Source organism: Maribacter litoralis (assembly GCF_003075045.1).
GTDB lineage: Bacteria > Bacteroidota > Bacteroidia > Flavobacteriales > Flavobacteriaceae > Maribacter > Maribacter litoralis.
In genome coordinates, this window is the sequence record NZ_QCZD01000001.1 from 1,226,435 (window position 1) to 1,246,965 (window position 20,531).

The window sequence follows — 20,531 nt, forward strand, 5'->3', positions numbered from 1 at the left end:
AATAAAATAAATAAAATGAAAAATACTGCGCTTACTACAACACATGAATCTCTAGGTGCCAAAATGGTTCCTTTTGCCGGTTATAACATGCCTGTTTCTTACGAAGGTGTCAATGCCGAGCATGAAACCGTACGTAATGGTGTTGGGGTTTTTGACGTATCACACATGGGCGAGTTTTTAATCTCAGGTCCGAATGCTTTAAACCTTATACAAAAAGTAACATCGAACGACGCCTCAAAATTAACTATTGGCAGAGCTCAATACAGCTGTTTACCCAACGAAAATGGTGGTATAGTTGATGACCTTATTGTATATAAGATAAAAGAAGAGCAATACTTATTGGTAGTAAACGCCTCTAACATTGAGAAAGATTGGAATCATATCTCATCATACAACACAGATTTTAATGCAGATATGCGAAATATATCTGAAGGATATTCTCTTTTAGCCATACAAGGGCCAAAAGCGGTAGAAGCTATGCAGTCACTGACTTCTGTGAATCTTGCCGAAATTAAGTTCTATCAATTTGAAGTTGCAGATTTTGCCGGTATAGAAAACGTTATTATTTCCGCAACCGGATATACCGGTTCTGGGGGATTTGAAATTTATTGCAAAAATGAAGAGGTAAAGCAAATTTGGGACAAGGTCTTCGAAGCAGGTGCTGATTTTGGCATTAAGCCAATAGGTTTGGCGGCAAGAGACACTTTAAGACTAGAAATGGGCTATTGTCTTTATGGAAACGATATTAATGATTCGACCTCTCCTATCGAAGCCGGACTTGGTTGGATTACAAAATTCACAAAGGATTTTGTCAACTCAGAAGCTTTACAAAAAGAAAAGCAGCATGGACCTGAACGTAAATTAGTAGCTTTTGAATTAGATGAACGTGGCATACCTAGACAAGGTTATGATATTGTAGATGGTAACGGTAAAACTATTGGTGAAGTGACCTCTGGTACAATGTCCCCATCAATGGGAACGGGAATTGGTCTTGGATACGTACCTACTATTTTTACAGATATAGGTAGCAAAATCAATATTCAGATCAGAAAAAAAGCTATTCCTGCAACTATAGTTAAATTACCTTTTTACAAAAGTAAATGATAGACTTTCAAAGCGTTTTAAATGCTATAAATGATGATGCTTCCAACGTAAAGGAAAGAGGTGAAATTGCAGACTATATCCCGCAATTGGCAAAGGTAGATGTAAAACATTTTGGCATCCATCTCATTGACAGCCAACAGAACAACTTTTCAGCTGGGGATTCTCATGAACTTTTTTCAATTCAGAGTATTTCTAAAGTATTAACGTTATCATTGGCTTTGAACCTTATTGGTGAGGATGTATGGAAACGAGTAGATGTCGAGCCCTCTGGTGATCCATTTAATCACCTTTCTTTATTAGAGCTAGAAAATGGTATTCCCAGAAACCCTTTAATAAACCCTGGAGCTATTGTTATTGCTGATATTTTGGTATCTCAACTAGAGCATCCTAAAGATGATTTTTTGACATTTGTTCGTAATATAGCAAATGATGACAGCATCACTTATGATGAATCTGTAGCCATTTCTGAAAAAGAAGCAGGATTCAGAAATTTTGCGGCTGCCAATCTATTAAAATCATATGATAATTTGAATAATGATGTAGAAGTTGTTCTAGATTTTTATTTCCATCAGTGTTCACTTTCCATGAGCTGCGAACAATTAACACATGTTTTCTACATGTTCATGAATCATGGTAAATGTAGAAGGAACAAAGCATATTTAACCTTATCACAGGTTAAGCGTATTAATGCTATAATGCTTACATGCGGTTTTTATGACGAAGCAGGTGAATTTGCATTTGAAGTCGGACTACCCGGCAAAAGTGGCGTTGGTGGTGGAATTGTAGCATTATTGCCAAATAAATTTTGTGTAGCCACATGGTCTCCTGGACTTAACCCAAAAGGAAACTCAAAAATAGGTATGCTTGCCTTGGAAAAATTGACTACAGAAACAGAACTTTCCATTTTTTGAAAATAGACACAAAAAAAATACTGATTCTTGGCGGAAGCGGCTTTATAGGTAACGCGATTTACAAAGAGCTTTGTAATTATTTTGATACCTATGGCACCTACTGCCATGCTGCCAATTCATTCTCATCCAACAAACAATTTGTTCACTATAATATTGAAGAAGACGATATTGTAGAAATTTTAGAAGAGATAAAACCTCAAATTATAATTTCGGCCTTAAGAGGAAATTTTGCTGCCTTGGTTATAGCCCATGACCATTTAACCAAATATGTAGCACAAGAAAAATGCAAGTTTTATTTTATTTCATCTGCCAATGTTTTTGATGCGTATAGCAAATACCCCTCTTACGAAATGGACAAAACCTTATCTGAGAGTGTTTATGGTAGATTAAAAATAAAGATTGAAAATATGCTGTTACGTTTACCCAAAGAAAAAATGGCAATATTACGCGTGCCCATGGTATTTGGTAACGGGTCACCAAGAATTAAGGCCATGAAAAAATCCATCATTGAAAATGAGCCTGTAGAAGTTTTTCCTAATTTGATATTAAATGTTACGAATGATGATAAGCTTACCCAGCAAATTCATTATCTTATTAATAGAAACAAATCGGGTATTTATCATTTAGGAAGTAACGACTTAACACACCATGAAGATTTTATTAAAGAAATATTAGAACGAGTAGGTAATTTTAACCCTATAATAAAAAGAGTGTATACCACCAATGAAGACAGGTATTTAGCTGTGTTGCCCAAAACCAATAAATTACCCAAAAATTTACAATTTACTTTTCAAGATATTATTGACCATCATGTTTTAAATTAAAACAATTATGAAAGAAATGGAAAAATTTACGGACCAACAAATTGCTGACTATTTAGGTCAACTGGACGGATGGGAGTATGTAGACGGAGCAATAGAAACCACATTTGAATTTAAAAATTTTAAAGAGGCTTTCTCGGTAATGACACGTATTGCTTTTGAATGCGAAGCTCAAGGTCACCACCCAGATTGGAGCAATGTTTACAATACTTTGAATATTCGATTAAACACTCATGATGCCAATGGTGTTACCGAAAAAGATTTTGTTTTGGCTAGAACAATAGAAGATATTATAGAAAGTGAATTTTAAGAACCAATACTAATAGTTAAAAATGGTAGTCACGAAATTTATGTAATGATTTCTGAACTTTGACCGTTTTTGTACATTTGTTTAAAATAATTTACCATGGGAAGAGCTTTTGAATTTAGAAAAGCACGTAAAATGAAAAGATGGTCTGCAATGTCCAAAGCCTTTACTCGTATCGGCAAAGATATTGTGATGGCTGTAAAAGAAGGCGGTCCGGATCCAGATTCTAATTCAAGATTAAGAGCCGTTATACAAAATGCCAAGTCGGTCAACATGCCAAAAGACAATGTTGAACGTGCTATAAAAAGGGCAAGCGATAAAAGTCTTGGTGATTACAAAGAAGTATTATTTGAAGGATATGCACCTCACGGAATTGCTGTTTTAGTAGAAACTGCTACGGATAATAACACACGTACGGTTGCCAATGTTAGAAGTTATTTTAATAAATGTAATGGTAACCTAGGTACTTCAGGCTCTGTGGAGTTTATGTTTGACCATACCTGTAATTTTAGAATACCTGCAGATGGTATTGACCCAGAAGAACTAGAATTAGAATTGATTGATTTTGGTGCCGAAGAAGTTTTTGTAGACGACGATGGAATTCTAATATACGGACCTTTCGAGAGCTTTGGAGCTTTACAAAAAGAATTGGAAAACCGTGATATAGAAATTTTATCATCAGGATTTGAACGAATACCTCAAGTCACAAAAAAGCTAAACGAAGAAGAAGCCGCAGATGTTGAAAAACTTCTAGAGAAATTAGAAGAGGATGATGATGTACAGAATGTATATCATTCTATGGAGGAATAAAATTTTTCAATTTGATATATAAAAAAAGGAGACCATTTTGGTCTCCTTTTTTGTTTTCGCATACTAATTAATTATGCTATTGTCGTTTTAGCTCTATTTTTTTCCTGAAATAAACTCCTTTTGCACCTAACCAATAAATACAAGTTTAAGCATGCTTCCCCTCCACCCCATCAAAATAGGCATGATATTGTTTAAAATCAGCTTCTTTATCATCTGTAGGAGTCATTGGACCAGAAAGTTTTATTTCTTTTTTCCCATAATCAAAAGCTACTAAAATGATGGGCACGTTGGCAGTTTTGGCAATATAGTAGAAACCGGTTTTCCACTTTGCTACTTTTTTGCGTGTACCTTCTGGGGACAATGCTAATCTGAATTTTTTTCGTTCACTGAATATGGTTGCTGTAGCTTTTACCGTATCGCTATTTCTTGTTCTATCTATGGGAGCACCACCTGTCCACCTAAAAAACCAACCAAAAGGAGCTTTAAACAAGCTTTTCTTACCAACATAGTTTATTTCTTCTTGCCAAACGGCTCGTATTAACAACCCTAAAAGAAAATCCCACCAACTGGTATGCGGTACCACTATAGCTACAAACTTATCTAAATGTGATGGAAATGCTCCGTTTAGCTTCCATCCCAATAAATTAAAATAAATAAACTTTGCTATTTGCTGCATACGATAAGGGTATTGATTTGCCTTACCGGCAAACCTTCTTTTTATGAATAAAAGGTAAAATTATGTTCGACTATATTTTTTGATAAATAGCCCTTAGCTTTTTTGGGGAAATAATAGATTTCCATTGCTCGCCCAATGCATTTTCCCAAAGTGGTTCCATGCCCATGGCAACAGTAATCATTGTATTCATTTCATTATCGGATAAATTTGAGCATACACCTTTTGGCAAAATGATATTATGCTTCTCTAGCATTAAATTGAACAATTGCACTCCTTCTGGATAAAACTCTTCTAAAAATTGAAATACCAAGCAATTGCCTATTCCATGCTTTACTCCTAAAACATAACCTAAACCGTAACTCATTGCATGTGCAACACCTACTTGCGAATAGGCTATACTCATACCACCATGCCATGATGCCATCATTAATTTTTCTCTGCTATCGGATTCTTCGATATCTTCTAAAAATACTTCCTTGCAAAGTTCTAAGGACTTTTCTCCATAGCTTTTGCTGAATGCATTTAAAAAAGTTCCATTTAAGGATTCCACACAATGAATAAAACAGTCCATACCTGTATAAAACCATTGCTCTTTTGGAACGCCAATGGTTAAATCTGGATCTAAAATTACCTGATCAAAAGTAGTGTAGTCCGAATTGATTCCTAGTTTCTTTTCTGGACCCATTAACACTGTAGTTCTTGAAACCTCTGCACCGGTACCGCTTATGGTAGGAATACCTACATGATAAATTGATTGCTTATTCACCAAATCCCACCCTTGGTATTCCGAAGCACTTCCTTTATTGGTAAGCATAATTGCTACTGCTTTTGCTAAATCTAACAGCGTACCACCACCAATACCAATAATGCCTGAAGGAAGCTCTGTATAAGTTTCCCGAATCATGTTAACAAGCGCATCTACTTGTTCCGTTTTTGGTTCTTCGTCTGCAGATATTAAAATAATCTGATCACAAAAAATACTCGGAATTCTATTGATAATCTCTGTATTCTCAAAAACATCATCTACCAAATAAATCATTGGTGCTTCTGAATGTTTTCGCTTTGGCATCAAAATATCCCCAAGGGTACTAAAACTCCCAATACCATAAACCACACGAGGTACCATTGGAAAATTACGGAACTCCTCTGAAGCTTTGGTCGGTATATTCTTTTCTGCCATTTCTTTATTCGCCTGCATATTCATTACACATATTTCAGTACATCGGTTAAGGTAGACATTGTCATATACCCATTATTCTCAACCACATCGGTAACTTCTTCATGCTGCCATGTGGTATGAAAAGGTATGTGCACAGCTCTCGCCCCAATGTTTACCAGTGGCAAAACATCTGATTTTAAGGAATTACCGATCATTAAAAACTCACTAGGATCAATTTCTAAATGCTCTAATAAATCACTATAGTTCTTTTCTTTTTTATCACTTAAAACTTCAACGTGGTGAAAATATTCTGACAAACCTGAACGCTCCAATTTACGTTCTTGATCCAAAAGATCTCCTTTTGTCAAAACAATTAAACGATATTTATTTTTTAACTGTTCAAGTACTTCTTCAACCCCATCTAACAACTCAACGGGCTGTGTAATCATATCTTTACCTAAATCTAAAAGGGCACTTACCGTTTTCGCTGAAACCTGATTATTGGAAAGTTCTAAGGCACATTCTATCATAGAAAGTACAAACCCTTTTATACCATAGCCATAAAGATCTAAATTTTTAATCTCCGTTCTAAAAAGCTCTTGGTCAATTTTATTCTTTGTTTCATACTTTTCTAAAAGATCGGCAAACTTATCTTCAGTATCCCTAAAGTAAGTTTCATTTACCCAAAGGGTGTCATCTGCATCAAACCCAATTACTTGAATGCCATCAAAATTTATTTCCATGCCTTCTGTGCTTTCTTTAAATCCTCAGGTGTATCGATCTCTATGCCCTGAACGGTAGTTTCTACCATTTTAATCTTCTTTCCATATTCCAAGTAACGAATAGCTTCAATCTTCTCCGTAGCCTCTAATTGTAACATAGGTAAGCGTTGAAAATCCATTAAAGCACTTTTTCTAAAGGCATAAATACCCTTATGCTTAAAATATACGGTATCGTCGTTTTTTGCTCTTGGATATGGTATTGGAGACCTCGAAAAATACAATGCAAAATCTCTATTATCAACAATGACCTTTACTGTATTAGGATTATTTATTTCTTCTTCATCGGTAATTTTAACCATTAAGGAAGCTAGGTCAATTTCTTTATGTGTATCATCTTCAAAGACTTGCATCACCCCTTCTAAGCTTTCGCGATCCGTGAATGGTTCATCACCTTGTACATTGACGATTATATCAACATCCATTTGCATTACCGCCTCGGCAATACGATCGCTACCACAGTCATGTTCTTTCTGACTCATTATAGCTAAACCACCTTCTTTTACTATGGTTTCATAGATTACATCGCTATCGGTCACCACATAAACTTCATCAAAAAGCTTGGTATGTACAGCAGCTTGGTATGTTCTTAATATGACCGGTTTGCCAGCCAGATCCTGCATTAATTTTGCAGGAAATCTTGATGCCGCATATCGGGCAGGAATCATCGCTATTTTCTTCAACTAAGTCTCTTTTAAGTATTCCTCTTTGGTCGTAATTTTCTGTAAATTCTAAAGATGATCACTAAAATAATAATGACCAAAACGGCTGCTAAGATAGGTGCAAATATTGAAGCAACGGATACCACTGCAGCTGTTCCTGTTTCTACCGTTGTAATTACCGGGTTTGCCAGCCCACCAGTAGTGGCGGTAGAAGCCAACCTGCCCGTTGCACCAGCTCCTTTAATTGCCGTAGCTGTACCGCCACCAGCTATTATAGCCAATGACCAAGTTATTACGGGATCTAAGTCTGCTACGGTCGAAACCATTACAGCTGTACCGGCAATAGCCGCCAAGGGCACGGATATACTATCCAATAAATTATCGAACCAAGGTATAAAGTATGCGAAAATTTCCAATAAGGTGGCAACACCCAGGGTTAGTACCGCAACCAAACTACCTATCCATTCCCAATTGTCATTTAGTTCCCACAACCCAAAATAGGATGCTAAACTTAGAGCGAATAAAGGTAAAAATACCCTAAAACCCACAGATGCGGCTAATCCTACTCCTAAAAAAATACTTAAAATCGTATCTGTTGTCATGATAATTCATCTATTGGAAATAGCAATATTTTCCACATCAATATTTACTAAAATAATCTTTTCTTAATCAAGAAAAAAATCATCCTTAAAACCGATAAGGTACAATTTATTCTTAGCTCTGGTTACTGCGGTATATAACCATCTTAAATATTCTTTATCTATACCATTGGGCAAGTATGGCTGTTCTACAAAGACAGTATTCCATTGTCCACCTTGTGATTTATGACAGGTTATGGCATATGAAAATTTCACCTGTAAACCGTTGAAATATTTATTATTCTTAACCCCTAAAAACTTCTTGTACTTAGAACTTTCGTGGGCAAAATCTTTCATTACTTCTTGATATAACCTATTGCCGTCTTCATAAGATAATGACGGTGATTCCGCCGTTATCGTATCCAATAACAAAACGGTCTCAAATGGTGCCATGTTAGGGTAATCTACCATCTTTACCTTTACTTCTGCAAACTTAAAGGTGTATATTTCTTTGATGTCAAAAATTTCCAAAATTTCTATGATATCACCATTGGCAATGAAACCAGCTTCAGAACTTGGTTTTAACCAGAAGTAGTTATTTTTTACGACCATCATAAAATCGCCAACGGCAATATCATTTTCCAAAAATAAAATACGCTCGCGTATATTTTGATTGTATAGGTTAGCGCGTTTATTGGAACGTACTATGAAAGCTGTTTCTTCTTTTCCATTTTCAGCATACGAACTATCGATAGCTTCCTGTATTTCATTTCCGTCAATAAGCCTAACAATGTCCGTAAAAGGATCTACATTGAATTTAAAGTCTTCAAAAAAATCACCTTGTAACTGTTCTCTTAATAAGGTAGCATTAGCCAATATGCCAGAATCGCCTGCTTGCCTTACGACTTCATTCAACTCTAACCTAACAACTTCCTTATTATAATTTAAAGAAAGTTTATTACCATCCAATGCAGGACTCAACACTAGATGTACCGGCGGCAACTGTGCCGTATCACCAATTAATAACAACTTACATTTATGGCCCGAATACACGAACATCATTAAATCATCTAACAAAGAACCGTTTTCGAACAATTTGGAGTCTGCAGCAGTATCAGGTATCATAGAAGCCTCATCTACTATAAATAAAGTATCCCTATGTTTATTTGGTGCCAATACAAATTGTACCCCGCCTCCACTTTGCTTTTTGGGAAAGTAAATTTTTCTATGGATAGTAAATGCCTGCGTACTAGAGTAATTTGACATTACCTTTGCGGCTCTACCTGTTGGTGCCATTAGTACTGCTTTCTTCTGAACTTTCCATAAACTATTGACCAAAGTACCTATTAAAGTAGTTTTTCCGGTACCGGCATAGCCTTTTAGCAAAAAAGCTTCATCTTTAACAGTTGACAAGGTAAATTCTGCCAATTTTTGCAAAGCCACTGATTGTGTGGCAGTTGGTGTATGAGGAAATTTAGATTCTAGTATACTATAGAAAGAAGCGGGTGTTGTTGGTTTCATGAGCCCCCAAAGATAAAGATGATTTTTAGGCTAAAAACTTTTACCATTAAAAAAAAATTGTAGATTTGTGAAGACCACTAAATAAAAATAACACATACGAAATGAAGACCGTAATACAAATTGTACTTTGGATTGGATGTATCGCTTTGGGATACTTTATTTACAACTCCATTACTGGACCAATCAAGTTTAAAGAGGTAAAAGAAGAGCGTTTTGCCCAAGTTATTTCTAAGCTTAAGGATATTAGAAACTCTCAAGAAGCTTATAAAATAGTTAATGGAAAATACGCAAATGACTTCAATAGTCTTATTCGTTTTATCGATACTGGTAAATATGTAATTACACAGCAAAGAGATTCTTCTTTCATGGAGTTCGATAAAGCTTACGGTATTGACATGTTGAGAGAAGTTAAAATTATTGATACTTTAGGTTTTGTTTCTGTAAAAGATTCTCTTTTTAAAGCAGATACCCGTTACAAAAGTTTAATGGACGTACCAACAGCTCCAAACGGAGAAAAATTCACTATGAAATCTGCATTCGTTGAAAAGAGTGGCTATAAAGCTCCTGTTTTTGAAGCAAAAGTTGATAAAGAAGTAGTGTTATACGACCAGCCGAAAGATTTATTGGCTCGTGAAAAAGCTGCAATGAGCGTAGAAGAGGTAAATGGACCAACAATTAAAGTAGGTTCTCTTGACGATGTTAGCACAACTGGTAACTGGCCTGCTATTTATGACAAAAAAGAAAAAAAATAATAGCTTAAATATAGCGGATAAAAATTTTAAGAAATTGTCCATTCAGGTTAGCTTGAATGGACTTTCTTTTTGTGTAGCAGATACTGTTTCACAAAAACTATTGCTGTCTGACCGAGTGGATTTTGCTTTTGAAAAAAATCCGATGGAAGCAAAAGATGAATTGCAAAAACTATTTCTGAAACATGATATAGAAAATATGCAGTTCGATGAGGTTGTAACCGTACATAAAAACACGCTGTTCGGTTTAGTTCCAAAGTCATTGTTCAATGCCAATAACCTCCACGAATACTTAAAATTCAACACTAAAATATTGGCAAACGATATTTTGGCTTACGATGAAGTAGAAAATCATGATCTGGTAGTTGTATACGTACCTTACACAAATATCAACAATTACCTTTACGACCTTTTCGGTGAGTTCCATTTTATGCATAATGGCACAGTATTGCTACAATCTTTAATGAACAACCAAACACAAAATCAAGAAACTACTTGTTTTGTTCACGTTAGTAAAGACCAATTGGACATTACGGTTTTAAATCAGCGTAAATTACTATTATACAATAGCTTTACATACGAAACAAAAGAAGATTTCACCTATTATCTTCTCTTTGTAATAGAGCAACTAGAATTAGACCCAAAGACAGTAATTGTAAAACTCTTTGGAGATATCGAAGAAGATGATGAAACTTATAAGCTCTGCTACAATTATATACAGCATATAAGCATATTTGCACCATCTACCCAACAGCTTATAAAACTTGGAGAGTCAACAACCAGTTCAATAGACTTCACCCTTATTAATACTATATAATGCGAATTATTTCTGGAAAGCATAAAGGTCGAAATTTAATCGCACCTAAAAAATTACCTGTAAGACCTACTAAGGATATGGCCAAGGAAAGCTTGTTTAATATCTTGAACAATTCCTATTACTTTCCTGATTTAAAGGTTCTAGACCTTTTTACCGGTACCGGAAACATTAGTTATGAATTTTCGTCTAGAGGGGTTGAAGATATTCTTGCAGTTGATGCCCATGTAGGTTGCATAGATTTCATAGACAAAACGGTAACTCTTTTGGACATGAACATTAGAACATTAAAAAGCGATGTTTTTAGTTTTTTGCAGCGAAATACGGAAAAGTTCGATATTATTTTTGCCGACCCTTTTTACGACATGGACCTGTCAGATTTCGAAAAACTGCCACAATTGGTATTTGAGAATGAATTGTTATTAGAAGACGGGGTCTTAATTATTGAACATTCTAACCATACCAGCCTAGCAGAATTACCACATTATAAGAACTCTAGAAAATATGGTGGTAGTGTTTTTAGTTTCTTTGAAATGTAGCCAAAAAAAACTCTTGAATGGTTAAAAAAAGCAGACCATAAGCCGGATTCTGTATTCTAAAAACTTTAGAATTCCTTATCATTTATCTAGGTAAAGGGTTACCCCAGTACTCTAACCGCCTACCCTTCGACTTGGGCGTGCAGCCCTTAAGCATCGATTTACATGACGTTTCACCGTATAGAGTTTACCTGGTTTCACTACAGCCGAACTGTACTTGCTTTCTGTTGCACTTGTCCTCACTTTTCAGCGGACGGGCGTTACCCGCTATACTGCACTATGGTGTCCGGACTTTCCTCTCCCAATTACTTGGCAGCGATAAGGTGGCCTGCTTGGCGCAAATGTACTGCAATTGTTGATAACTAAGGATGATCTCTTTTCTTAATTCTCGTTAGAAATAAAGTCTATAATTATATTTGTATAAGAATAAACAGAAGTAGCAATTTGGAACCATTTATTGTATCGGCCAGAAAGTATAGACCCCAGACATTTAAGGATGTTGTGGGTCAACAATCTATTACCAATACACTACAAAATGCGATAGACCAAAATCACCTGGCACAAGCATTATTATTTTGCGGACCAAGAGGTGTAGGTAAAACTACTTGCGCACGTATTTTGGCAAAACAGATAAATTCTGATGGTACAGAACAGGAGAATGAAGATTTTGCATTCAATATTTTTGAATTGGATGCCGCTTCTAACAACTCTGTGGACGATATTAGAAATTTAATTGACCAAGTACGTATACCACCACAAGTTGGCAAGTACAAGGTGTATATTATTGATGAGGTACATATGCTATCTCAATCGGCTTTTAACGCTTTTCTTAAAACACTAGAAGAACCGCCAAAGCATGCCATTTTTATATTGGCTACAACAGAGAAACACAAAATTATACCTACTATTCTTTCTAGATGTCAAATTTTTGACTTTAAAAGAATTACGGTTAAAGATGCCGCAGAATACTTAAAATATATTGCAGAAAACCAAGGCATTACTGCTGAGGACGATGCATTACATATCATAGCCCAAAAAGCCGATGGTGCCATGCGCGATGCTTTATCGATCTTTGATAGAGTTGTTAGCTTTTCTGGATCTGACCTCACACGTAAAGCGGTTACAGAAAACCTTAACGTTTTAGATTACGATACTTATTTTGAAGCTACAGATTTAATTTTAGAACATAAAATTCCGAATCTGCTATTACTTTTCAATAAGACGTTATCCCTAGGGTTTGATGGTCATCATTTTATTTCTGGTTTAGCATCTCATTTTAGAGATTTAATGGTATGTCAGCATCCGGATACAATTACATTATTAGAAGTTGGTGAAGCCGCACAACAGTTATATAGAGACCAAAGCAAAAAGACATCCTCGTCCTTTTTATTGCAAGGATTAAATATTGCCAATGACTGCGATTTAAAGTACAAAACAAGTAAAAATCAGCGCTTACTGGTTGAACTAACCCTTATGAAACTTGCCTCTATCAATTTTGATGGAGAAAAAAAAAATCCTGAATCAGTAGCCCTTCATAACAAGACTATTGATTTCATTGCCCCTTCTGCTTTTTACAAACAATTACCAAAGACACCCGAATCAGCAAAAGAAGAGGAAGTTAAATCAACTACGTCAACTGAGTTTAAAACCACTGAAGAAAATAACAGTGCGAAAGCTGAACAAGCAACAACAAATTCCCCCGCTCCAAAACCTGTTGATCTTGTAGAAAAACAGGAAGGGCAGGCTCAAGTAGCCCAAAAAGAAGTAAAACAAAAAACGGTAGATACCACAGTATCCGAGTCTACTACCGATGTTAAAAAACCGATTATAAATCGCCCTACAAAAAGGGTATCAGGACTTTCAATTTCTAGTTTAAACGCCAAAAAGCAGCACGAACTCAATAGAATTGAGGTTGTAATAGATGAAAACAACTTACCAAGAGAGAAATTTACCGAAGAAGAGCTTCGAAAACATTGGGCAGAATTTATTGAGATAATAGATAAGAAAGGGCAAAAGATATTAGCCTCAAACTTACATACGGATATACCTAAACTCAAGGATGATTTTAAGATTCATATTGAGTTGCCTAACGGCACCATGAAAAAGGAAATTGAACGTGAGCAATTTGAACTAATGGAATATTTGCGCGCTAAATTGAACAATCACTTCGTTCAATTAGATATTACGGTCAATGAAACCACTACCACTAAATTTGCGTTTACCCCTGAAGAGAAATATGAAAAACTAAGAGAAAAGAATCCGGTTATTGATTTGCTAAGATCAGAATTCGACCTTTACCTATAATTTTCTTTTTATTCGGAAGGCGAATATTAAAAGTACTATTGAAATTATCAATAATCCGAAAGCCTCTCTACCCAACTCTACCGTTTTAATATCACCATCATTTAAATCAAATCCTTGAAAATCTGCAGGGTATAAATATACAAAGCCAATAAAAGCCAAAATCCCTAGTACCAAGGGGATAATGTATCTTATTTTATTCAACGCAAACAATAAAGATACTAATGCAGCTACTCCATAGATTATAATCCAATGTAGAGAATCTGGATCATTATATTGCAAGACCGCACCTACAGCAAACAAAACAGTAAATACGTATCCAATTATCTTAAACAATAGATTCATTTCATTTTAGTTTAAAAGGTGATCTTCAATAAGATCACGTACTTGTATTGCACTAATAGTCTGATCATTATCACCCGTTACATAATTACTTATAAAGATAGGAAAGTCATCTACATCTTCAGTTAAACGACCATGCGAACCTTTAATCAACGTAGCATCAATAGGTATAATATTCATTACCGTTCTAAAACCTATTTTTTTCTTGAGTAGTTTCCCTACCACTTTTGCCATCACCAATTTATCTTTTGGATCGGTCATCATTTCAACGGGATCATAACCCGGTTTTTTATGAATATCTACCATTCTTGCATAGTCTGGTGCATTGGCATCATCTAACCAAAAATAGTAGGTAAACCAAGAGTCTTTATCTGCAACTACCACAATATCACCACAACGTTCATGATTTATCCTATAGGTCTTTAAATCGTCTCCATACAATACTTTTTCTACACCCTCTATAGAATTCAACAAACCAGCAATACGTTCTGTATCCTTGTCATGTTTAACATAAACATGTGCAATTTGATGATCGGCTACCGCAAAAGCATCACTTTGACCTGCATCTAAAAGCTCTAATCCCCGTTCTTCGCGTATAGCTAACATCCCTTCTTCTCTTAAAACACGATTAAGATGAATTGGTCTGTTTACATTTGTAATTCCATATTCTGAAAGAAGTATCACCCTGGTTTCTAATGCTTCATAGTGATTTACCAAATTTTTGACTACAGCATCTATTTCATTCAAATCTTTAGAAATTATCTCAAAATCGAGTCCATATCGCTGCAGATTATAATCTAAATGAGGTAAATAAATTAAAGTTAAATCGGGATTATGCTTTTTATCCGTTAATACTGCTGCATCGGCAATCCACTTAGAAGAATTTATGGTTGTTTTAGGTCCCCAAAATTCAAATAATGGAAATGTACCTAACGTACTTTGCATCTCATCTCGCAATTGTGCCGGATAAGAATATACATCTGGAATTTTTCTGCCGTCTGCCAAATAATTAGGTCTTGGAGTAAGACTAAAATCAACATTACTGTACATGTTGTACCACCAAAAATGGTTGGCACAGGTAAAATTGGGATATTTCTTCTTTATGTCATCCCAAATTTTTGGTTGCTGCACAAGTTTGTTAGACTGCCTCCAAAACTTAACCTCGCATTCATCTTTAAAATACCATCCATTACCAACTATACCATGATCTGTTGGCCATTTACCTGTTACATAGGTTGATTGCACAGAGCACGTTACAGCAGGAAGTACAGGCTCTATATAGGATGCCTGACCTCTTTCTAAAAATGATTTTATAAACGGCGTATGTTCACCTATCAATCGTTTCGTTAAACCAACTACATTTATGACTACCGTTTTTTTCATATTACATATGTGATTTAAACCACTCTATTTCTCGTATTATTGATACTGATAAATCTTGTTTTACAGCTACTGGAAGCACATCCCAAGTATAGGTCTCAATTTCTAAGTGTTCTGAAATTGGATCTAATTTCAAGTACTGCATAGTTTTCAAAATATGGTCTTGGGTAGAGAACAGCTCTCCATATTTCTCTAGAAAAATCGGCACATGGTAATGAGCCCGAAGTTCTTTGTGATTTCTCTCCCCTTCTAAAACCAAAGGAAGATCGCTGTAGGTCTTTACCTTACCATCAATTATTTCGGTAACTTGATGTAAATAGGTAGGTTCATTAAATTGAGACAACTGTTCCCAAATTTTCTCGTCATTTTTACCGTTAAAAAGAATTTTCAATGCTGCACTTACTTGAATTTTACCAACTTTTATATCATTGGCCTTAAACTTTGTAAACGTATCAATTGGCTCTTCATAAGCCAATGAAAAATGACAAACGTCATAACAAACGGTAATGTATTTCTTAATTATAGCCTCTGCCTTGTTAGCATCTACACCTAATTCTTGCTTAAAATAAGTAATTCCTATAGGCACTAAAAAATCAGCATAAAATGCCAATACCTCTTCACTATTTTCCAACAATCCGTCTGGCTCAGGCTCAATATCCAAATGAAGATATTTTCCTGTAGCATTCTCTATATTATGCAATTGCAAAGCAACTTCAAGCATATTCTTTGCCCCAATTTCAAATGCATTTTTAATTGCACTATCCGACTTGTGCCAATATTTATAGGTAATAGGCGATGTTGAAATTCCACCATTCATTCCTTCAGGAAGCAGTTCAGATAATTGGCGAAACAATCTTTTTGTATACGTTAAACGATCATTTGTAGTCCAGTCAGGAGCATGCACCATATCTTTTACACGTTCATCATGAAAATTACCATATGGAAATCCGTTCATGGTAAACACATATAGATGATTAGTATCTAACCATTGTTTAAAATCGGACAAGTTATTACCCATTTCAAGCTCTTCACTTGCTTTATTGGATAATCGAAGCCCAAGACCAAAAGGTTGTTCTTTTGAAACCTTACTTTTTATACCTGGCACATGTTGTTTAATACTTTCAAAAGTACTTTTCCAATCTTGTCCCGGGTGTATATTTGTGCAATAAGTTAGATGAAATTTATCCTGTAGTTGCATTGAACTTAATTTAATGCGAATTGATGATTCAACTTGTTAATTGCCTGCGACATTAGACCCATATCAATGGTATGCACGTCATGTTTAACTCCTAAATCAGAAATTAGGGTAATTGTCAATTGCCCCCCTAAATGCTCTCTAAACTCCTCTATTCCATTTAACAGCGCCTCTATTTCTTTCTTACTTTCTACCGGTAATGACAAATCAAAACCTATTGCTATCATTACATCTAAAATGTGCTGTAAATCTTCTTCGGAAATTAAGCCAATAAGTTGCGCGTAGGTGACGTCTAACGCAATGCCTTTTGCTACTGCTTCACCATGTCTTAATTCATAATTGGTCATGAACTCCATCTTGTGCGCAGCCCAATGTCCAAAATCCAACGGTCTAGATGATCCCGATTCAAATGGGTCTCCACCTTGTGCAATATGGTGCATATGCATTTCTGCGCACTTATAAATTACATATTGCATAGGTTCCATTTCCCTATTCTTTAAACCTGTAGCGTTGTCCGCTATATATTTAAAAAACGTCTTGTCCTTAATCAAAGCCACCTTAATGGCTTCTGAAATTCCGGAAATCCAATCGCGTTGCTCTAAGGTTTCAAGAAAATTACTATCGTTGATTATTGCAAATGGCGGAGCAAATGTTCCTAAGAAATTTTTCTTCTTAAAGGCATTTACACTGTTCTTTACACCAACGGCAGAATCGTTCTGAGATAAAACCGTAGTTGGTATTCTGATCAACTTTACTCCTCTGTGTGCAATAGCTGCAGCATAACCGACCATATCTATCACCGCACCACCACCGATAACGACAACGAATGAATGGCGACAAATTTTATTCTCGTTGACTCCTTTTAACACGGATTCAATAGCATCATCACTGTTCTTTACCTGCTCGCCACCTGTTAGAACCAAAGTATCGGTATATTTTATAACCGACCGATTCTTTTCACAATATTCTTCAATTTGATGGATTAATGCCGTATGATGATTTTTAACTCCGTCATCCAATACAAAGAAAAGTTTAACGGGCTCAAAATCTTTATAATCCGCAATTAGATTTGCGAACAACGGGTTCTCTAAAGCAAATAGTCCTGATGTGAAGTACAACTGATAATCATATTGCACTTGAAAAGACTGTTTTATAGGTTGTAATTGCATACGTATTTTATGTTACTGCAAATAATTTAGACAAAAGCATGGATAATGGTAATAACAGCAGAACTGCCAAAGCCAAATACCAGTTAGAAAAACCGGCCACCCAGCAAGCGTTCATAACAACTAAGGACAACACACCCCCCATTACCGCTTTTTTAATATTCTTTGGTGAATTTTCTTTATATGCCTTAATTAAGGGTGAATAAATTAAAAACCCGAACAAAAGTAAAAACGGCAATAACACCAGGAGATTGTCTTTCTGTTGCATTACAATTAACGCAATAGACAGTACAACTATTGCATAGAGAATACCTGCCCAAACAATGTGTTTTTTATTATCACCATGTACCTCACCTCTACTGATCAAAGTGATGGCAAATATATATACGACCGGAACCAATGAAATGTACCAATTAGTAAGGCTTCCTAAAATAGACATGCCCAATAAAAGATTCAAACCACGGCAAATACCCATATTTAAAGGACCGGCAAAACCAAATTGCTTAAAATACCCGTCGTATGTTAAAATAGCAATGGTCAATACCACTGATATTAGCCCGGACAACAATGTGCATTTAAATGCCAAAGTAATACCGATCAACATTAAAATGATTCCAAAATAAATAGCTTCTCGTTTAGGTATGAGTCCGCTTGGTATTGCTCTTTCAGGTCTTTCAACAGCATCTAATTCAGCATCGAAAACATCGTTAAAAACCACTCCACCAGCATATAACGCAACCGATGAAAAGACTAATGAAAGCACATCACCACCTTGCTCACCTAAAAATGTAAGAACATCAATATTTTGTAGGTATAACATAATAGCAATACCCGCCAATATATCTGCAGCAGCAGTTGGCAAATTTGCAGGTCTTGCCAAACGAGCAAAACCCAATAACTTCTCTTTCATTTTATATGATTTGGTCCTCGTCTATTCTCGGCTTTTGACCTCTAAGAACACTATTATCGTTAAATAGTTGTGTTTGATTGATACTATCGGGTTGTAACCAATGCGCTTCTTTCATTTTACCATTTTTGCTAAAAGCATCTAAGGCATTTTGGTAACAGGTTTTTCTAACATCTTCCATAGAAATACCCTTCTTCAACATTAAATTAGCTGTCTTTGGCACAGCTAATGGATCACTAACACCCCAGTCGGCTGAGCTATCTACAATGATATTGTCACTACCATATTTTCTTACCACCTCAACCATACGATCATTGCCCATTTTTGTTTTTGGATAAATGGTGAAAGCTGCTATGAACCCACGGTCAAGTACCTCTTTTACCGTTTCCTCATTATTGTGATCTATGATAACATTGGCAGGGTCCAAACCGTGCTCCAAGCATACCTCCATACTCTTTATGGTGCCCGCCTTTTTATCCCTATGCGGTGTATGAACCTGAACGGTCATATCTAATTCCTTAGCCATATCTAACTGCATTCTAAAGAACTTGTCTTCTGCAGGAGTTTGATCGTCATAGCCTATTTCACCAATGGCAACCACATTTTCTTTATGCAGGTATAAAGGCAATAACTCAATAACCTGTTCGGCTAAAGCTTCGTTGTTGGCTTCCTTAGAATTTAAGCCTATAGTACAATAATGTTTAATACCGAATTGACTGGCTCTAAAAGGCTCCCACCCTACCAGGCTACTAAAGTAATCTTGAAAAGAACCTACTTGGGTTCTTGGTTGACCCAACCAAAATGAAGGCTCTATTATTGCCACAACTCCCGCTGCCGCCATTGCTTCATAATCATCTGTTGTTCTTGACGTCATGTGAACATGCGGGTCAATAATCATCATTTTATCTTCCATTCTATTGTTGTTTAATCGTATTCCAGGTTATTTGTTCGTCGGCTATTTTATGTTTTAGCTCTGGCTTTCCATTTAAAAGCGCTAATGCCTTTTCATTTTCTGAATTATAACAGCAAAGTGCCCCAGCTTTATTCTCCACTTCATCATCGCTGTTAAGCAAAGTCTTCATATCATCTAAAAGCTGTTCGTTTAAAAACTTAGAAACAGGTCTCCAAAACAACGGGTCTATTTTTCTACCAGCAGCCCACCTTTCATGTGCGTAGTCTGAAATGATTCTGGTCAAATCTTCATTTGCCCTTTCATCAATAGTTTCTATTTGCGAAAGATCTCGCTCCATAAAAGCAGCTTTCAAAAACATCTGGTTCCATTGTTGGTCATTGAAATATTTTGCAGGATATGGATTGTTCATCGCAATAGCATCGAATATAGTAGCTATATTGGTTCTCAACGCTTCTACTGCTGTTTGCTTGTAAGCTTCAGGATTAGGAAGTAAAACCAAGTATTTTAAAAACGTCTCTAATTCACCAGTATCTGCCACTTGTATGATATTGGCGACCTTGGGCGTATAAAATTCGACATCTTGCCGAAGAACCTCAGCTAGCAGGTAAATACGCGATACTTGCAGCATATTTGCTCCATGCTCATTGAAATAGCGCGAACTATCAGTATCTAACGTATCAAATGATATCGCGTTACTCGCATCAAACTTCGCATTTAACAAGCTATAGGTCATAAATAAATCTTTAGAAGATTTATTTTCCTTCAAGCTTTCAATTTTACCTTTTAACCAAGCGACATTTTCTGGTGCCCCATGCTTGATCAATATATCTTGAATATCTTTTTGATTGTGCATTGTTGTTGTTTGGATAGTCTCTATATCAAAAATAATTATTATTCATC

At 35.8% G+C, this 20,531-nt stretch carries 22 protein-coding genes and 1 other RNA gene; 9 read left to right on the top strand and 14 right to left on the bottom strand.

Translation table 11 applies throughout. The annotated features are described in order from the left end of the window. Positions 1-15: 15 nt before the first annotated feature. The 5 genes from gcvT (at position 16) to DCS95_RS05535 (ending at position 3,953) form a co-directional block, all read left to right on the top strand. Positions 16-1,104 carry a glycine cleavage system aminomethyltransferase GcvT gene (gene gcvT, locus DCS95_RS05515; protein ID WP_116769787.1) on the top strand — a complete coding sequence of 363 codons (1,089 nt, stop codon included), beginning with the start codon at positions 16-18 and terminating at the stop codon, positions 1,102-1,104. Then, positions 1,101-2,015 carry a glutaminase gene (locus tag DCS95_RS05520; RefSeq protein WP_116769788.1) on the top strand — a complete coding sequence of 305 codons (915 nt, stop codon included), beginning with the start codon at positions 1,101-1,103 and terminating at the stop codon, positions 2,013-2,015. The genes gcvT and DCS95_RS05520 overlap by 4 nt, the downstream gene beginning before the upstream one ends. Beyond that, on the top strand, positions 2,012-2,839 hold the full coding sequence (locus DCS95_RS05525; RefSeq protein WP_116769789.1) for a sugar nucleotide-binding protein: 828 nt from the start codon (positions 2,012-2,014) through the stop codon (positions 2,837-2,839). The genes DCS95_RS05520 and DCS95_RS05525 overlap by 4 nt, the downstream gene beginning before the upstream one ends. A 16-nt stretch (positions 2,840-2,855) precedes the next feature. After that, positions 2,856-3,146, top strand: coding sequence for a 4a-hydroxytetrahydrobiopterin dehydratase (locus DCS95_RS05530; RefSeq protein WP_058105510.1), 291 nt, complete (start codon positions 2,856-2,858; stop codon positions 3,144-3,146). 96 nt (positions 3,147-3,242) lie between these two features. Beyond that, positions 3,243-3,953, top strand: a complete 711-nt coding sequence (locus DCS95_RS05535; RefSeq protein WP_116769790.1) for a YebC/PmpR family DNA-binding transcriptional regulator — start codon at positions 3,243-3,245, stop codon at positions 3,951-3,953. A 145-nt stretch (positions 3,954-4,098) separates the two neighbouring features. Here the strand turns inward: DCS95_RS05535 and DCS95_RS05540 are convergent, their stop codons facing one another. The 6 genes from DCS95_RS05540 to DCS95_RS05565 all read right to left on the bottom strand — a co-directional run bounded on the left by DCS95_RS05540 (position 4,099) and on the right by DCS95_RS05565 (position 9,328). After that, the gene (locus DCS95_RS05540; RefSeq protein ID WP_116769791.1) at positions 4,099-4,629 is read right to left on the bottom strand and encodes a 1-acyl-sn-glycerol-3-phosphate acyltransferase; all 531 of its coding nucleotides are present in this window, start codon (positions 4,627-4,629) and stop codon (positions 4,099-4,101) included. 70 nt (positions 4,630-4,699) lie between these two features. Then, positions 4,700-5,827, bottom strand: a complete 1,128-nt coding sequence (locus DCS95_RS05545; RefSeq protein WP_244178410.1) for an iron-containing alcohol dehydrogenase family protein — start codon at positions 5,825-5,827, stop codon at positions 4,700-4,702. A gap of 5 nt (positions 5,828-5,832) precedes the next feature. Continuing rightward, entirely contained in the window at positions 5,833-6,531 is a 699-nt protein-coding gene (locus DCS95_RS05550) for an HAD family hydrolase (RefSeq protein WP_116769792.1), read from the bottom strand. Then, positions 6,522-7,235 carry a 3-deoxy-manno-octulosonate cytidylyltransferase gene (gene kdsB / locus DCS95_RS05555; RefSeq protein ID WP_208630751.1) on the bottom strand — a complete coding sequence of 238 codons (714 nt, stop codon included), beginning with the start codon at positions 7,233-7,235 and terminating at the stop codon, positions 6,522-6,524. Before kdsB ends, DCS95_RS05550 begins: the two co-directional genes overlap by 10 nt. Positions 7,236-7,261: 26 nt before the next feature. Beyond that, positions 7,262-7,831, bottom strand: a complete 570-nt coding sequence (locus DCS95_RS05560) for a DUF4126 domain-containing protein (RefSeq protein WP_116769794.1) — start codon at positions 7,829-7,831, stop codon at positions 7,262-7,264. A gap of 63 nt (positions 7,832-7,894) precedes the next feature. Further along, the gene (locus tag DCS95_RS05565; protein WP_116769795.1) at positions 7,895-9,328 is read right to left on the bottom strand and encodes an ATP-dependent DNA helicase; all 1,434 of its coding nucleotides are present in this window, start codon (positions 9,326-9,328) and stop codon (positions 7,895-7,897) included. 101 nt (positions 9,329-9,429) lie between these two features. On the opposite strand from DCS95_RS05565, the gene DCS95_RS05570 reads away from it, so the two are divergent. From DCS95_RS05570 to DCS95_RS05580, 3 genes are read left to right on the top strand one after another with little or no spacing between them, the layout of a single operon-like run. Further along, positions 9,430-10,080, top strand: coding sequence for a hypothetical protein (locus tag DCS95_RS05570; RefSeq protein ID WP_116769796.1), 651 nt, complete (start codon positions 9,430-9,432; stop codon positions 10,078-10,080). After that, complete coding sequence (locus tag DCS95_RS05575; RefSeq protein WP_164674129.1) at positions 10,058-10,894, top strand: DUF3822 family protein; 837 nt, start codon at positions 10,058-10,060, stop codon at positions 10,892-10,894. Before DCS95_RS05570 ends, DCS95_RS05575 begins: the two co-directional genes overlap by 23 nt. Continuing rightward, positions 10,894-11,430 (top strand): RsmD family RNA methyltransferase, encoded by a 537-nt coding sequence (locus DCS95_RS05580; RefSeq protein WP_116769797.1) that lies wholly within the window; start codon positions 10,894-10,896, stop codon positions 11,428-11,430. Before DCS95_RS05575 ends, DCS95_RS05580 begins: the two co-directional genes overlap by 1 nt. A gap of 23 nt (positions 11,431-11,453) precedes the next feature. Here the strand turns inward: DCS95_RS05580 and rnpB are convergent. Next, positions 11,454-11,762, bottom strand: an RNA gene (gene rnpB, locus DCS95_RS05585) — RNase P RNA component class A. A gap of 109 nt (positions 11,763-11,871) precedes the next feature. Here rnpB and DCS95_RS05590 point away from each other — a divergent pair. Next, positions 11,872-13,731, top strand: a complete 1,860-nt coding sequence (locus DCS95_RS05590) for a DNA polymerase III subunit gamma/tau (protein WP_116769798.1) — start codon at positions 11,872-11,874, stop codon at positions 13,729-13,731. Here DCS95_RS05590 and DCS95_RS05595 read toward each other — a convergent pair. Genes DCS95_RS05595 through DCS95_RS05625 form a run of 7 tightly spaced genes read right to left on the bottom strand, consistent with a single transcriptional unit; the run spans position 13,726 to position 20,484 of the window. Continuing rightward, complete coding sequence (locus tag DCS95_RS05595; protein ID WP_116769799.1) at positions 13,726-14,073, bottom strand: transmembrane 220 family protein; 348 nt, start codon at positions 14,071-14,073, stop codon at positions 13,726-13,728. The two genes, DCS95_RS05590 and DCS95_RS05595, sit on opposite strands and share 6 nt — an antisense overlap. A gap of 6 nt (positions 14,074-14,079) precedes the next feature. Then, positions 14,080-15,453, bottom strand: coding sequence for an alkaline phosphatase family protein (locus DCS95_RS05600; protein ID WP_116769800.1), 1,374 nt, complete (start codon positions 15,451-15,453; stop codon positions 14,080-14,082). A 1-nt stretch (position 15,454) separates the two neighbouring features. Further along, on the bottom strand, positions 15,455-16,648 hold the full coding sequence (gene eboE / locus DCS95_RS05605; RefSeq protein WP_116769801.1) for a metabolite traffic protein EboE: 1,194 nt from the start codon (positions 16,646-16,648) through the stop codon (positions 15,455-15,457). A gap of 5 nt (positions 16,649-16,653) precedes the next feature. Further along, on the bottom strand, positions 16,654-17,814 hold the full coding sequence (locus DCS95_RS05610) for a 3-dehydroquinate synthase (RefSeq protein WP_116769802.1): 1,161 nt from the start codon (positions 17,812-17,814) through the stop codon (positions 16,654-16,656). Between the two features lie 7 nt (positions 17,815-17,821). After that, entirely contained in the window at positions 17,822-18,721 is a 900-nt protein-coding gene (eboC, locus tag DCS95_RS05615) for a UbiA-like protein EboC (RefSeq protein WP_116769803.1), read from the bottom strand. A gap of 1 nt (position 18,722) precedes the next feature. Continuing rightward, a complete protein-coding gene (locus DCS95_RS05620) occupies positions 18,723-19,631 on the bottom strand; it encodes a TatD family hydrolase (RefSeq protein ID WP_116769804.1) in 909 nt (302 codons plus the stop codon). Between the two features lies 1 nt (position 19,632). After that, entirely contained in the window at positions 19,633-20,484 is an 852-nt protein-coding gene (locus tag DCS95_RS05625; RefSeq protein ID WP_116769805.1) for an EboA domain-containing protein, read from the bottom strand. Positions 20,485-20,531: the final 47 nt, after the last annotated feature.